This window comes from Cupriavidus sp. a3 (genome assembly GCF_051015765.1).
Taxonomy (GTDB): Bacteria; Pseudomonadota; Gammaproteobacteria; order Burkholderiales; family Burkholderiaceae; genus Cupriavidus; species Cupriavidus oxalaticus_A.
In genome coordinates this window covers 4,420,701-4,434,167 of sequence record NZ_CP170643.1, presented here as the reverse complement: position 1 = coordinate 4,434,167, position 13,467 = coordinate 4,420,701, and the positions used below count along the sequence as shown (strand labels likewise).

Annotated in this window: 12 protein-coding genes and 1 pseudogene; 7 read left to right on the top strand and 6 right to left on the bottom strand. The window is 68.1% G+C overall.

The window, feature by feature from the left end; translation table 11 throughout:
- Positions 1–11: 11 nt before the first annotated feature.
- The gene (locus ACAD63_RS21125; protein ID WP_135704218.1) at positions 12–926 is read right to left on the bottom strand and encodes a LysR family transcriptional regulator; all 915 of its coding nucleotides are present in this window, start codon (positions 924–926) and stop codon (positions 12–14) included.
- Between the two features lie 110 nt (positions 927–1,036).
- Between ACAD63_RS21125 and ACAD63_RS21120 the strand changes: the two genes are divergently transcribed.
- Together ACAD63_RS21120 and ACAD63_RS21115 are read left to right on the top strand one after the other, a co-directional pair.
- Positions 1,037–1,924, top strand: coding sequence for a DMT family transporter (locus tag ACAD63_RS21120; protein WP_135704219.1), 888 nt, complete (start codon positions 1,037–1,039; stop codon positions 1,922–1,924).
- Between the two features lie 101 nt (positions 1,925–2,025).
- Entirely contained in the window at positions 2,026–2,874 is an 849-nt protein-coding gene (locus tag ACAD63_RS21115; RefSeq protein WP_135704220.1) for an acyl-CoA thioesterase, read from the top strand.
- A gap of 23 nt (positions 2,875–2,897) precedes the next feature.
- Here the strand turns inward: ACAD63_RS21115 and ACAD63_RS21110 are convergent, their stop codons facing one another.
- The gene (locus ACAD63_RS21110) at positions 2,898–4,157 is read right to left on the bottom strand and encodes a muropeptide transporter (RefSeq protein WP_133098147.1); all 1,260 of its coding nucleotides are present in this window, start codon (positions 4,155–4,157) and stop codon (positions 2,898–2,900) included.
- Positions 4,158–4,311: 154 nt separating this feature from the next.
- On the opposite strand from ACAD63_RS21110, the gene ACAD63_RS21105 reads away from it, so the two are divergent.
- Complete coding sequence (locus tag ACAD63_RS21105; RefSeq protein ID WP_133098148.1) at positions 4,312–5,271, top strand: M48 family metallopeptidase; 960 nt, start codon at positions 4,312–4,314, stop codon at positions 5,269–5,271.
- Between the two features lie 81 nt (positions 5,272–5,352).
- Positions 5,353–7,401: a S8 family peptidase gene (locus tag ACAD63_RS21100; protein WP_434033226.1), complete on the top strand. Its 2,049-nt coding sequence runs from the start codon at positions 5,353–5,355 to the stop codon at positions 7,399–7,401.
- Positions 7,402–7,474: 73 nt separating this feature from the next.
- Here the strand turns inward: ACAD63_RS21100 and argC are convergent, their stop codons facing one another.
- Positions 7,475–8,422, bottom strand: a complete 948-nt coding sequence (argC, locus tag ACAD63_RS21095) for an N-acetyl-gamma-glutamyl-phosphate reductase (RefSeq protein WP_135704224.1) — start codon at positions 8,420–8,422, stop codon at positions 7,475–7,477.
- Positions 8,423–8,589: 167 nt separating this feature from the next.
- Between argC and ACAD63_RS21090 the strand changes: the two are divergent.
- Positions 8,590–8,691: pseudogene (locus ACAD63_RS21090) on the top strand (type II toxin-antitoxin system MqsA family antitoxin); the annotation flags it as partial.
- A gap of 9 nt (positions 8,692–8,700) precedes the next feature.
- Here the strand turns inward: ACAD63_RS21090 and ACAD63_RS21085 are convergent.
- The gene (locus ACAD63_RS21085) at positions 8,701–9,477 is read right to left on the bottom strand and encodes an exodeoxyribonuclease III (protein WP_135704226.1); all 777 of its coding nucleotides are present in this window, start codon (positions 9,475–9,477) and stop codon (positions 8,701–8,703) included.
- A 30-nt stretch (positions 9,478–9,507) separates the two neighbouring features.
- Between ACAD63_RS21085 and pyrE the strand changes: the two genes are divergently transcribed.
- Both pyrE and ACAD63_RS21075 read left to right on the top strand, forming a co-directional pair.
- Positions 9,508–10,212 (top strand): orotate phosphoribosyltransferase, encoded by a 705-nt coding sequence (pyrE, locus tag ACAD63_RS21080; RefSeq protein WP_431189917.1) that lies wholly within the window; start codon positions 9,508–9,510, stop codon positions 10,210–10,212.
- Between the two features lie 81 nt (positions 10,213–10,293).
- Positions 10,294–11,619 (top strand): patatin-like phospholipase family protein, encoded by a 1,326-nt coding sequence (locus ACAD63_RS21075; protein WP_135704230.1) that lies wholly within the window; start codon positions 10,294–10,296, stop codon positions 11,617–11,619.
- A gap of 48 nt (positions 11,620–11,667) precedes the next feature.
- On the opposite strand, the gene ACAD63_RS21070 is transcribed toward ACAD63_RS21075, so the two are convergent.
- Both ACAD63_RS21070 and dapF read right to left on the bottom strand, forming a co-directional pair.
- Entirely contained in the window at positions 11,668–12,477 is an 810-nt protein-coding gene (locus tag ACAD63_RS21070) for a polyphosphate kinase 2 family protein (protein ID WP_133098156.1), read from the bottom strand.
- Between the two features lie 98 nt (positions 12,478–12,575).
- Complete coding sequence (gene dapF / locus ACAD63_RS21065) at positions 12,576–13,442, bottom strand: diaminopimelate epimerase (RefSeq protein WP_135704231.1); 867 nt, start codon at positions 13,440–13,442, stop codon at positions 12,576–12,578.
- Between the last annotated feature and the right edge of the window lie 25 nt (positions 13,443–13,467).

Below are 13,467 nucleotides of genomic sequence, written 5' to 3'. Positions count from 1 at the left end.
GCAAGGACTGATCAGGCCGGCAGGCCGGTCGCGGTGGCGGCGAGGTGGTCGACAAAGGCGCGCACCTTGGGCGGCACGTGCCGCGTCGGGGTGTACACCGCGTAGGCCGTGCCGATGTAGGGCTCGAGGATGTCCCAGTCCGGCAGCACGGCGACGACGCGGCCCTCGTCCAGCGCGCTGCCCAGCGAGAAATCCGGCACCAGCCCGATGCCGGCGTCGCCTTCCACCATCGTCATGATCGCCAGGCTGTTGTTCAGCGTCAGCCGCGGCGGGATGCGCACCACCACGGCCTCGCCGCCGGCCTGGTGGCGCAGCGTCCAGCGCTCGCCGAAATTGCCGTAGCCCAGGTACAGGCAGCGCGCCGCCGGCAACTCGGCCGGCGCGGCGGGCGTGCCGTGCCCCGCCAGGTAGCGCGGCGAGGCCACCAGCCGGTAGCGCACTTCGCGCAGCGGCCGCGCCGCCAGGCCCGGCGCCAGTTCGCGCGCGATGCGCACCGCCACGTCGAGGCCCTCCTCGACCAGGTCGACCATGCGGTCGGCCAGGGTCAGCTGCAGGTCCAGCGCGGGGTATTTCTGCAGCAGCGCCGGCAGGCGCGGCGCCAGCCAGGCCTGCCCGAACGCGACCGGCGCGCTGACGCGCAGCACGCCATGGGGCGTGCCGCCGTGCTCGCCGGCCAGCGCGGTGACCTCGCGCGCGGCGGCGGTCATGCGTGCGCAGGCGGCGTAGACCGACTGGCCCAGCTCGGTCAGCGCGAAGGCGCGCGTGGTCCGCTGCAGCAGGCTGGCGCCGAGCGTCGCTTCCAGCCGCGACACGTGCCGGCTGACGCCCGACGGCGTCATGCCGAGATCCTGCGCCGCAGCGGAGAAGCTGCCGCATTCGACCACGCGGGCGAAGACGGCCATCGCATTGAGTGGTGTATCCGACATGCCCAGTCTCCAATCCTTGATCGCAACTCAAATACTATTTGAGCTTCAGCGGGATTGTTGAGTGGATGGCATGCTGCAACAATGCCGCCATTGCATGCCCGGAGTGCCCCATGCCTTCTCCTCAATCCATGCCAGGCGGTGCCTGGCGCATGGTCGCGGCCATGGTGCTGTCAGGCACCATCGGCTGGTTCGTCGTCACCAGCGGGCAGCCGCCGCTGGACGTGGTGTTCTTCCGCTGCATCTTCGGCGGCGCCGCGCTGCTGGGCACACTGACGCTGCAGCGCGGCTGGGTGCGCATGAGCCGCGCGCAGCTGGGGTGGCTGGCGCTGGGCGGCGTCACGCTGGTGCTCAACTGGCTGGCCCTATTCTCGGCCTATGCTTGCAGCGGCATTGCGATTGCGACCGTGGTCTACCACACCCAGCCGTTCTTCCTGCTGTTGCTGACCTCGGCGATGCAGCGCGAGCCGTTCCCGTTCGCCAGGCTGCCGTGGCTGGTGCTGGCCTTTGCCGGCGTGATGCTGATCACCGGGCTGGAGCACGGCGGCACCGGCGCCGCGACGCTGGCCGGGATCGGCCTGGCGCTGCTGGCGGCACTGCTGTATGCGGTCACGACCATGGCCACGCGCCGGCTGCAGGCGATTCCGCCCGGGCAGATTGCGGGCCTGCAGATGGTGCTGGGCGTGGTGATGCTGGCACCGCTGGCGCATCCCGCGGCCGGCAGCTATCAGACCGGCACCTGGGCCGCGCTGCTGGCGCTGGGGCTGATCCATACCGGCGTCATGTACACCCTGCTGTACGGCGCCTTCCAGCGGCTGAGCGTGGTGTCGATCGCCACGCTGTCGTTCGTCTATCCGCTGGTGGCGATCGTCATCGACGTGATGGTGTTCGGCGTCGTGCTCGGGCCGCTACAGGTCGCGGGCATGCTGCTGGTGCTGCTGGGTGTGATCGCCAACCAGCTCGGCTGGAGCGTGGTGTGGCGGCGCCGGGCACAAGGCTGATGCGCCTTCTGGAGCGCTTGCATGCGGGGACGGTTGACCGAACTCCTGACTACGGTTAGTGTAGGCAGCTATCGAACGATCGTTCTATTTGCGCCCTTGCCATGACTGCTACCGCTGCCGCCCTGTCCGCCTCCGCCCCCATCGCGCTGCATGCGTTCGACGACGCCATCGCCCTGGAGGCCGCCGGCGAAAATCGTTTCCTGGGCCGCACCACGCCGGCCTACTGGAACATGATCGGCCCGTTTGGCGGCATCACCGCCGCCACGCTGCTGCAGGCGGCGCTGCTGCATCCGCAACGGCTGGGCGACCCGATCGCGCTGTCGGTCAACTTTGCCGGCCCGATCGCCGAAGGCCCGTTCGAGATCGAGGCGCTGCCGGTGCGGACCAACCGCTCGACCCAGCACTGGAACCTGACGCTGCGCCAGGGCGATGCCGTGGCCACCACCGCCACCGCCGTGTTCGCGGTGCGCCGCGAGACCTGGGCCTGCGGCGAGGCGGTGATGCCCGAGGTGCCGGACGCCGACACGCTGCCGGCGATGGGCGGCTTTGCGCCGGTGCGCTGGCTCAAGTCCTATGACATGCGCCCGGTGCGCGGCGCCAAGCCGACCGCCGAGGCCGGCACCGAGCACCCCGACAGCCTGACCCAGTTCTGGCTGCGCGACGCGCCGGCGCGCACGCCGGACTTCGCCGCGGTGGCGTCATGGGCGGACAGCTTCTACCCGCGCATCTTCCTCAAGCGCGCGGGCTTCGTGCCGGCCGGCACGGTGTCGATGACCACGTATTTCCACGCCGATGCGCCCACGCTGGCGGCGCTGGGCGACCGCCACGTGCTGGCCAGCGCGCAGGCGCAGGTCTTCCAGCAGGGGTACTTCGACCAGCGCGCGCAGCTATGGAGCCCGGCTGGCCAGCTGCTGGCCAGCTCGCACCAGATCGTCTACTACAAGGAATAAGCAAGGAACAAGCAGGGCGGGGCTCAGGCGATCGCTTCGCGCGCCTGGGTTTCGTAGCGGTGCACGGTGTTGCGCATTGCCCAGAGCAGCATCACGCCGGGCAGCGCCACCGCCACGGTGCCGAGGTAGAACGGCGCCCAGCCCCAGGCCTCGACCATGTAGCCGGAGGTCGGCCCGACATAGACCCGGCCCACCGACGCCAGCGCCGACAGCAGCGCATACTGCGTGGCCGAGAACGAGCGGTTGCACAGCGTCATCAGCAGCGCCACGAAGGCCGCGGTGCCCATGCCGCCGCACAGGTTTTCCACCGCGATGGTCGCGCCCATGGTCCACAGGTGCGGCGGCGTCACGGCGAGTATCCAGTAGCCCAGGTTCGATACCGCCTGCAGCACACCGAACACCATCAGCGAACGGTACAGCCCCAGCCGCACCATCAGCGTGCCGCCGAACAGCGCGCCGATGATGGTGGCGGCCAGTCCCAGTGTCTTGTTGACGATGCCAACCTCGCCGGCCGAGAAACCCACGCCGCGGATCAGGAAGGTGGTCGACAGGCTGCCGGCAAAGGCGTCGCCCAGCTTGTACAGCACGATCAGCAGCAGCAGCCACCATGCGCCGGGCCGCGCGAAGAAATCGCGCAGCGGGCCGAGCACCGCCTCTTCCAGCGAGCGCGGCGCGCGCGCGGGCACGTCGGGCTCGGGCGCCCACAGCAGGGTCAGGATGCCCACGGCCATCAGCGCCGCCATCAGCAGGTAGGTCTGCTGCCAGCCGAGCACGCGGTCGGCCAGCCACAGCGCCAGGCCGCCCGAGACCAGCATCGCCAGCCGGTAGCCCAGCACCTTCACCGCCGCGCCGGCGCCGCGCTCGGCCGGACGCAGCACGTCGGTGCTGTAGGCGTCGAAGACAATGTCCTGCGAGGCCGACAGGAAGGCCACCAGCGTAGCCAGCGCCGCCAGCGTCCACAGCGCCTCGCGCGGCGGGCAGAACGCCATCGCGGCGATGCCCGCCACCAGCCCCAGCTGCGTCAGCAGCAGCCAGCCGCGGCGCCGGCCCAGCAGCGGCGGCGTGTAGCGGTCCATCAGCGGCGCCCACAGGAACTTGAAGATATAGGCCTGGCCCACCAGCGAGAAGAAGCCGATGGTCTTGATATCCAGGCCCTCGACCGTCATCCAGGCCTGCAGCGTGCCGGAGGTAAGCGCCAGCGGCAGCCCGGAGGCAAAGCCCAGGGTCAGCATGGCGCCGATGCGGCGGTTGCGGAAGATATCGAGATAGGCCTGGAAAGTCATGGATGCGCGGGGGGTGGAGCGCCGCGCGGCTGCGCGGGCGCCGTGTATTATTGCATCACCTGTTCGCCGCCCCGCCACTTGCGCTGCGGCAGCGTTGCCAGGGATCGCACCGGTCCGCCGCCACGATCCCTCCACTGCGCCCGAGGAACCGCAAATGCTCCGCCCCCAGCAATGTGTCCAGCGTCCGATTCGTGTCCGGCTCGTCCGCGCGCTCGCGCTGGCGGCGGCGTTGCTGGCCTGGTCCGGCATGCCCGCCCAGGCGCAGGAAACCGAATCGGGAGGCATCAGCATCCAGCGCGGCGGCTCGGCGGTGCGCAATATCGTGCCCGCCGAGGCGATCGAGCAGCAGGCCGCGCAGGAGTACGAGCAGCTCAAGCAGGAAGCCATCGCCAAGCGCGCGCTGGCCGGCGACGACAACCCGCAGCTCAGGCGCCTGCGCGCGATCGGCAAGCGGCTTCTGCCGCAGACCGTGCGCTGGAACGAGCGCGCGCGCAACTGGCCGTGGGAGATCAACCTGATCGGCTCGAAGCAGGTCAACGCGTTCTGCATGCCGGGTGGCAAGATCGCCGTCTACACCGGCCTGCTTGACCAGCTCAAGCTGACCGACGACGAGGTCGCGATGGTGATGGGGCACGAGATCGCGCACGCGCTGCAGGAGCATGCGCGCGAGCGCGCCGCCAAGTCCGAGATCACCAACCTCGGCGCCAACGTCATTTCGCAGCTGTTCGGCTTCGGCAACCTGGGCAACATGGCGCTCGGCACCGGGGCGCACCTGCTGACACTGCGCTTCTCGCGAGCCGACGAGACCGAGGCCGACCTGATCGGCATGGATATCGCCGCGCGCGCCGGCTTCGATCCGCGCGCCGCGGTGTCGCTGTGGCAGAAGATGGGCAAAGTGTCGCAGTCGGGCACTGATTTTTTGTCGACGCACCCGTCCGGGCGCAGCCGCATTGCCGACCTGGAAAAGCACATGCCCGAGGTGCTGCCACTCTACGCACGAGCGATCAATACCCCGGTCGACAGGCTGCCACCGTACCGCGCCAATATGGCGGGACTGGGCGATGCGCCGGTCGACGCGGGCGACGACGACAGAAGCAAGCCGCTGAAGCGCTAGCCGCTGCTTGCGGCGCCTGGCGCCGGCAACCAGGGCGGCCACCGGATCGAAGGACAATGCGACAACCGCAGGGGAACCCGCATGAGCCTGAACCGCATGAGCCCGTCGGAGCAACGGGCCGCCTATATGCTGATCTTCGCGGGCAGCGAGGCCGAGCCCGACCGCTTCACCAGCGACCTGCCGGTCAGCTCCGAAGTCTGGCTGCTGTATGCGTCGGGAGAATCGTTCGAGGTGCCGCGCGGGCTGTTGCTGACCCCGCACCACGCCGCGGGCATTGCCGCCCTGCGCACCGCGGTGCTGCGCCGCCTGCCGGCGCTGGCCGAGCCGGCGGCGGCAGGCCAGCGCTTCCTGGCGGCAAATGAATCGCACCTGCTCGCGCAGATCGATTTCTTCGACATGCTCAGGCTGCTGCCGCTGACGGCATGGTGGCACCGGGAGGTACGGCTGCCGATGGCCAGCGCCAGCTGGTCAACCGCCGCGCGCCACGCGCTCGAGCGCAGCCTCACCGGCGACGCCTTCGTGCGCTGGCTGGGCGAGTCGGTGCTGGCCCATGTGTCCAGCGAGACAGCCATTGCGAGGTTCAAGGACATCGGCTACGCCGCTTCCCGGACGCGCTTCGGTGGCATCCCGGCGCCGGCCGGCCAGGCGCTGGGACGGCTGGTCAATGTCGCCGCGCAGTATGTTGCCCTGACCTTGCTGGGACTGGACGACGACAGCTTCCCGCCCGGCGGCCTGACCCGGCGCATCGGGCAGGCGAGCCGGCAGGTGCTTGAAACGCTATGGGCCTGCCTGCAGGACGACCATGCGGCGCCGCCGGATGCCGATGCCGCGGATGCGGCGAAGGTGGCCGCAGTGGCGCCGCTGTGGCGCATCTCGGTCAACCGGCCGGCAGAGCACGCGGTGTTTTCGTCGCGCAAGACCGTGAAGGCGGATGCGGCGATCCGCGTGTTCGATACCGGCGGGCAGGGCGTGCGCTGGGCGGTGATCGACTCCGGCATCGATGCGCGCCATCCGGCGTTCTTCGATCCCGCCAGGCTGGAGGGAGCGCTGCCGGTCAGCGACGGCCTGATCGCACCGCGTCTGTCGCGCGTGGTCAGGACGCTGGATTTCACCCGCCTGTCGGCGATCACCAGCGGCCGCCTGCCGCCCATGCCCAAGGGCAAGCGCGGCCCCGGCGAGGCCGAGCTCAGGGAGCGCATTGCGGCGATCGCCGACGACCTCGCCAACGGCCGCATCATCGACTGGTCCGTGATCGAGCCGCTGCTGGAAATCAGCCAGGAAGACCTGGCGCAATACGTGCCGCCGGGCGGCAGCCACGGCACGCACGTGGCCGGCATCATCGGCGCCGGCTGGCCGTCTTCGGCCTACCTGGCGCGGCCGGAGCCCATGCCGCTGCCGCCCGAGCTTGCCGAAAGCGGCGATGTCAGCGGCATCTGCCCGCGTATCGAGCTGCTCGACCTGCGCATTTTCGATGCGCAGGGCAGGGGCGATGAGTTCGGCATCCTGGGCGCGCTGCAATATGTGCGCTGGCTCAACCAGAGCCGCGACCGGCAATATGTGCACGGCGTCAACCTCAGCGTGGCGCTGCGCCATGACGTGCGCACCTACGCCTGCGGCAGCACGCCGGTGTGCGTCGAATGCGACCGGCTGGTGGCCAACGGCGTGATCGTGGTGGCGGCGGCCGGCAACTATGGCTATGACGAGCAATATGCGGCCGCGCACATGGGCGCGGGCTTTCGCGGCCAGACCATTACCGATCCTGGCAATGCGCGCACCGTGATCACGGTGGGAGCGACCCATCGTACCGATCCCTACCGGTACGGCATCTCTTATTTCTCCAGCCACGGTCCCACCGGCGATGGCCGCATCAAGCCCGACCTCGTGGCACCCGGGGAGAAGATTACCTCCACCGTGCCCGGCGGCACGCTGGCGTCGATGGATGGCACCAGCATGGCCGCGCCGCATGTGTCCGGCGTGGCCGCGCTGCTGCTGTCGCGCAACAATGAGCTGATGGGCCAGCCCGAGACCGTCAAGGCCATCCTGTGCGACGCGGCCACGGATCTTGGGCGCGAGCGCGCATTCCAGGGGGCCGGGCTGGTGGATGCGTTGCGGGCGCTGCAGCGCGTGTAGGCCGCGCCGGTTTCCGGCCAGTAAAAAAAGCCGGCAGTGCCGGCTTTTTTGTTGTGTCCAGGAAGCAGCCGTATCAGGCCTGCAGCCCCGTGGCCTCGTCGGCACCGACATGCACGTTCATGCATTGCACCGCCGCGCCGGCCGCACCCTTGCCCAGGTTGTCCAGGCGCGCGACCAGGTTCAGGCGCTCGGGGGTGCCGAACACGAACAGGTCGACACGGTTGGTGTCGTTGTTGGCCTGCACGTCGAAGAAACCGTCGTCGAGGTTGTCCTCGCTGTTGTACGGCATCACGCGCACGAACTGCTCGCCTTCATAGTGCTTGCGGTAGATGTCGACGATCTGCTCCGGGCTCACCTTGCGCGCCAGGCGCTCGCCGAACACCGGCACCGTCACCGCCAGGCCCTTCAGGAAGTTGCCGACGATCGGGTTGAAGATCGGGTCCGACGACAGGCCGCCCTGCACGCGCATCTCGGGCAGGTGCTTGTGCTGCAGCGCCAGCGCGTACGGGCGCGGGCTGTGCAGCTTCGGGTTACCGCCGGCTTCAAAGTCGGCAATCATCTTCTTGCCGCCGCCGCTGTAGCCGGTCAGCGAGAACGCCGTCACCGGGTAGTCGCGCGGCAGCACGCCGGCATCGACCAGCGGCCGCACCGCCAGCACGAAGGCGCTGGCGTGGCAGCCCGGCACGGCGATGCGCTTGCTGGCACGGATCTTCTCGCGCTGGCCGCGCACCAGTTCCGGCAGGCCATAGGCCCAGTTGTCGGCGGTACGGAACGCCGTGCTGGCGTCGATCACGCAGGTATTCGGGTTGGTCACCAGCGACACCGCCTCGCGCGAGGCCACGTCGGGCAGGCACAGGAAGGCGACGTCGGCGGTGTTCAGGAAGCGTGCTCGCTCGGCCGGGTCCTTGCGCTTGTCATCGGCAATGCGCAGCAGTTCCACGTCGGAACGACCGGAAAGATAGTCAAGCAGCCGGAGACCGGTCGTGCCTTCCTGACCATCGACGAACACTTTGAAAACCATGGCGGACTCGCTCTATGAAATGCGGGGGAATACGCGTGAATGCGCGCGTGAATGCGAAGTATCTCCTGCCGGGCGCAGGGGCGAACCTGCATTGTAGCGGGGATGGGGGCCGGTCGCAGGGGTTTGTACCGATTGGATTCTTGCGGTTTGGCACAGTTCGCGGCTTGCGCTACGAGACCGGCCGGATGCTGCCCCCGCTGGCGCTCGTCAAGCTGCTGAAACTCCTTGACCGCCACCCGGAACTTCTAGAAGAAGTCCGGGCGGCCTGACTACATAGCTCAGAGCGGATAGTCGTAATCGATCGACAACGGCGCGTGGTCGCTGAACTTCTCGTCCTTGTAGATCGAGCACAGCTGCGCCGTGTCGGCGATCTTCGGCGTTGCCAGGTGGTAATCGATGCGCCACCCCACGTTCTTGGCGTATGCCTGGCCGCGGTTGCTCCACCACGTGTACTGGTCCGGGCGAGGATCGAGCTTGCGGAACACATCGACGTAGCCATGGACGTCGAACAACTCGCCGATCCAGGCGCGTTCTTCCGGCAGGAAGCCCGAGTTTTTCAGGTTGCCCTTCCAGTTCTTGATATCGATTTCCTTGTGCGCGATGTTGACGTCGCCGCACAGAACGATCTCGCGCCCGCTGGCCTTCAGCTGCAGCAGGTGGGGCAGGAAAGCCTCCATGAAGCGGAACTTGGCCAGCTGGCGTTCCTCGCCGCTGGAACCGGAAGGCACGTACACCGAGATCACCGCAAGGTGCGGATACTGCACTTCCACATAGCGGCCTTCGCCGTCGAACTCGGCGTTGCCGAAACCGGTGATGATCCGCTCAGGCTTGTGCCGCGTGTACAGGCCCACGCCGCTGTAGCCCTTCTTCTCCGCATAGTGGAAGTAGCCGTGGTAACCGTGTGGCGCCAGGAACGCTTCGGTCATGTCTGCGGCCTGTGCCTTCAGTTCCTGCACGCAGACCATGTCCGCGTCCTGCTTGCCCATCCAGTCGAAAAAGCCCTTCTTGGACGCGGAGCGGATGCCGTTGAGGTTGGCGCTGATAATCCGTAACATTCGGGGAAATTTTGAATTCAGAGAGAAATGATGACGCAGCAGAACACGCCGGCCGCCTTGCCCGAGGGCATGCAGGGCACCGACCTGAGCCAGACCTTTATCCGCTTTGCGCTCGACGCCGGCGTCCTGTCGTTTGGTGAATTTGTCACCAAGGCCGGCCGCAAGTCGCCCTACTTCTTCAATGCCGGCCTGTTCAACCAGGGCGCGATGCTCGGCGAGGTGGCGCAATTTTATGCGAAAACCCTGCTGGCCTCGGGCGTGCAGTTCGACGTGCTGTTCGGGCCGGCCTACAAGGGCATCACGCTGGCCTCGGCGACGGCGGTGGCGCTGGCCGGCATGGGACGTGACGTCGGCTTCGCCTACAACCGCAAGGAAGCCAAGGACCATGGCGAAGGCGGCACGCTGGTTGGCGCCAAACTGCAGGGCAAGGTCGTCATCGTCGACGACGTCATTTCCGCCGGCACCTCGGTGCGTGAATCGGTCAACCTGATCCGCGCCGCCGGCGCCGAGCCGGCCGCCGTGCTGATCGCGCTGGACCGCATGGAAAAGAGCGGGACCGCCGACCAGGTTGGCACGCATTCGGCCGTGCAGGACGTGCAGCGCGAATTCGGCATCCCCGTGATCGCGATCGCCAGCCTGAAGGACCTGCTGGCCTATCTCGACGCGTCGCAGGACCAGTCGCTGGCTGCTTCGCGCGAGGCCGTGTCGGCGTATCGGCAGCGCTACGGCGTCTGACGAAGCCTTGCGCCCGCGCGGATGCGCCGGGCGCTGCAACGATCCAGGGCAGGCGGAAAATCCAATCGGCAGAGGGCGTGCGTGGCGGCGAAAGAGCGGCAGGAACGGGCAGGGCGGCAGCCGGCAGCGGCGGCAGCGAAGGAAGCGGAAAGCGAAACAGCCAAGACCAACGGCAACGGCGATTCGCTGGCCGAGCGCGGCGCGCAGGTGCGTCCGCGCAAGCCGGTGCGCCAGGACGCCAAGGCGCCCGACAGGCCCGCGCATGAAGCCTATGCCGTGCGCGCACTGGTGCTGCAGGGCGGTGGCGCGCTCGGTGCCTACCAGGCCGGCGTGTACCAGGGCCTGGCCGAAGGCGGGATCTACCCGAACTGGGTCGCCGGTATTTCCATCGGCGCGCTCAATGCCGCGGTGATTGCCGGCAATCCGCCCGAGCGCCGCATCGAACAGCTGCGCGCGTTCTGGGAACACATCTGCGCGCAGCCGTGGCTGCCCAGCCTGTCGCCCACCTGGCTGACCGACGGCGCCGAGAGCTGGCCCGAGCCGCTGCGCGTCTGGTTCGACGGCCTGCATGCCACGCGCGCCATGGTCGAAGGCCAGCGCGGCTTCTTCCAGCCGCGCAGCTGGGTGGAGCTGATGATGCGCTATGCGGAACCCGGCCGCGCCAGTTTCTACGACACCTCGCCGCTGAAGGCCACGCTGGAGCGCTTCGCTGACTTCGACCTGATCAACCATCGCCCCGAGCTGATGCGGGTCTCGGTGGGCGCGGTCAATGTGCGCACGGGCAATTTCGCCTATTTCGACAACACCCGCGACAAGCTCTGCCCCGAGCATTTCATGGCCTCGGGTGCGCTGCCGCCGGGTTTCCCGGCGGTGGAGATCGACGGCGAGTACTACTGGGACGGCGGTCTCGTGTCCAACACCCCGCTGGCCGAGGTGCTGACCGCGCAGCCGCGGCGCGACGCGCTGATCTTCCAGGTCGACCTGTGGAGCGCGCGCGGCAAGCTGCCGCATGACCTGATCGATGTTGCCGAGCGCGAGAAGGAGATCCGCTATTCCAGCCGCACCCGCGCCATTACGGACTACATGCGCGAGCAGCAGAACATGCGCCGCATGCTCAACGAGGTGATGGCGCTGGTGCCGCAATCCAAGCGCAACAGCGAGTGGTACCGCCGCGCCGCCGAACAGGCCTGCGACGCGCGCCGTAACGTGATCCAGCTGATCTACCGCGACAAATCGTTTGAGAACATGGCCAAGGACTACCAGTTCGGCCTGCTGACCATGAACGAGCACTGGACCAGCGGCCTGGACGATATCCGCCAGACGCTGCGCCATCCGCACTGGCTGGCGATGCCCAGCCGCGAGCACCCGTTCGTCACGCACGACGTGCATCGCGGGAATGGTGGCTGAGGCGGCTGAGGTGGCTGAGCCGGGCGGCCAGCCGTCTGCACCGGGGCGCTATTCGACCTTGATGTTCGCCAGTTCCGGCTTGGTCGGCGGGTAGGCGGGCTTCAGGTCTTCGAACACCCGCGTCAGGATCTCCGCCACCATCAGGTTGCGGTGCGTCTTGGAATCGGCCGGCACCACGTACCACGGGCATTCCTGCGTGCTGGTCGCCATGATCGCGGCCTCGTACGCATCCATGTAGGCCTTCCAGTGCTTGCGCTCGGCGAGGTCGGTGGTGTCGAATTTCCAGTGTTTTTCCGGGTCTGCCAGCCGCGCCTCCAGCCGCGCCTTCTGCTCGTCGCGCGAAATATGCAGGAAGCATTTGACGATGGTGGTGCCGGTCTCGGTCAGCATTGCCTCGAAATCCCGGATCTGGCGGAAGCGCCGTTCGGTTTCGGCATTGTCGATCCAGCCGTGCACGCGCGTGACCAGCACGTCTTCATAGTGGCTGCGGTTGAACACCACGATCTCGCCGGCCCTGGGCACCTGCAGGTGAATGCGCCACAGGTAGTCGCGCGCCAGTTCATTGGGCGTGGGCGCCTTGAAGCCGACCACGCGGATGCCCAGAGGATCGAAGCTGCGGAACACGCCGCGCACGGTGCCGTCCTTGCCGCTGGTGTCCATGCCCTGCAGCACGACCAGCAGCTTGCGGCGGTGTTCGGCGTAGAAGATGTCCTGCTTAGCGTCCAGGCCCTCGCTCAGTTCGGCAATCAGGGCCAGGTCCTCGGCCTTGCCGCCGCGCGACAGCGGCTTGCTGCCGGGAGGGAAATCGGCAAGGCGGAATCGCTTGCCCGTCGTGATGCGGAAATCGTCCAGCGGCATGGGCGCTCCATCGGTATGACCTGCAAGATCAGGGAATGGGCGCCCCGCCTGGGCCGGAAACAATGCGGGCTGTGTCGTGGGGCGCGCTGCCCCTATGGTCAGGCCGGCAGGGCCGCCAGGTCAATGGTGCCTTCGAACACCGTGGTCGCCGGGCCGGTCATGCGCACCGGTTCGGTGCCGCCGTCCCAGGCAATGGTCAGGTCGCCGCCATGCGTATGCACCTTGACCGGCGAGTCCAGCAGGCCGCGCCGGATGCCGGCGACCACCGCTGCGCAGGCGCCGGTGCCGCAGGCCAGCGTCTCGCCGGCGCCGCGCTCGTAGACGCGCAGGCGAATGGTGTTGCGGTCCTGCACCTGCATGAAGCCGGCATTGACGCGGTTGGGGAAGGTGGCGTGCTGCTCGATCACCGGCCCGTCCTGCAGCACGGGGAAGTCCTCGACGTCGTCCACCACCTGCACCGCATGCGGGTTGCCCATCGACACCGCCGAGATCCACGCGGTGCGGCCGTTGACCTCCAGGCCGTAGACCGTATCCACGCCTTCAGCCCGGGTCGGCAGCCCCTCGGCACGGAACGGCACCTGGGCCGGTTCCAGCTCGGGCGCGCCCATGTCCACGGTGACCTGGCCGTCGTCCTGCAGCGTCAGCGTGATCACGCCCTTCATCACCTCCACGCGCACCGAGCGCTTGTCGGTCATGCCCTTGTCGCTGACAAAACGCACGAAGCAGCGCGCGCCGTTGCCGCAGTGCTCGACCTCGCTGCCGTCGGCATTGAAGATGCGATAGCGGAAGTCGACATCGCCGCGCGACGGTTTTTCGACCACCAGCATCTGGTCGGCGCCCACGCCGAAATGCCGGCTGGCGAGCGCGCGCCATTGCGCGGGCGTCAGGTCGATCTGCTGGTGGATGCCGTCGAGCACGACAAAGTCGTTGCCGGCGCCATGCATCTTGGTGAACTGGAGTTTCATGGTGGGGATTGTAGCCGCGGCTCGC

What these genes read in the sequence shown, in the direction of transcription:
- ACAD63_RS21125 (WP_135704218.1), bottom strand. Translation starts at nt 926, where the DNA reads ATGTCGGATACACCACTCAATGCGATGGCCGTCTTCGCCCGCGTGGTC.
- ACAD63_RS21120 (WP_135704219.1), top strand. Translation starts at nt 1,037, where the DNA reads ATGCCTTCTCCTCAATCCATGCCAGGCGGTGCCTGGCGCATGGTCGCG.
- ACAD63_RS21115 (WP_135704220.1), top strand. Translation starts at nt 2,026, where the DNA reads ATGACTGCTACCGCTGCCGCCCTGTCCGCCTCCGCCCCCATCGCGCTG.
- ACAD63_RS21110 (WP_133098147.1), bottom strand. Translation starts at nt 4,157, where the DNA reads ATGACTTTCCAGGCCTATCTCGATATCTTCCGCAACCGCCGCATCGGC.
- ACAD63_RS21105 (WP_133098148.1), top strand. Translation starts at nt 4,312, where the DNA reads ATGCTCCGCCCCCAGCAATGTGTCCAGCGTCCGATTCGTGTCCGGCTC.
- ACAD63_RS21100 (WP_434033226.1), top strand. Translation starts at nt 5,353, where the DNA reads ATGAGCCTGAACCGCATGAGCCCGTCGGAGCAACGGGCCGCCTATATG.
- argC (WP_135704224.1), bottom strand. Translation starts at nt 8,422, where the DNA reads ATGGTTTTCAAAGTGTTCGTCGATGGTCAGGAAGGCACGACCGGTCTC.
- ACAD63_RS21085 (WP_135704226.1), bottom strand. Translation starts at nt 9,477, where the DNA reads ATGTTACGGATTATCAGCGCCAACCTCAACGGCATCCGCTCCGCGTCC.
- pyrE (WP_431189917.1), top strand. Translation starts at nt 9,508, where the DNA reads ATGACGCAGCAGAACACGCCGGCCGCCTTGCCCGAGGGCATGCAGGGC.
- ACAD63_RS21070 (WP_133098156.1), bottom strand. Translation starts at nt 12,477, where the DNA reads ATGCCGCTGGACGATTTCCGCATCACGACGGGCAAGCGATTCCGCCTT.
- dapF (WP_135704231.1), bottom strand. Translation starts at nt 13,442, where the DNA reads ATGAAACTCCAGTTCACCAAGATGCATGGCGCCGGCAACGACTTTGTC.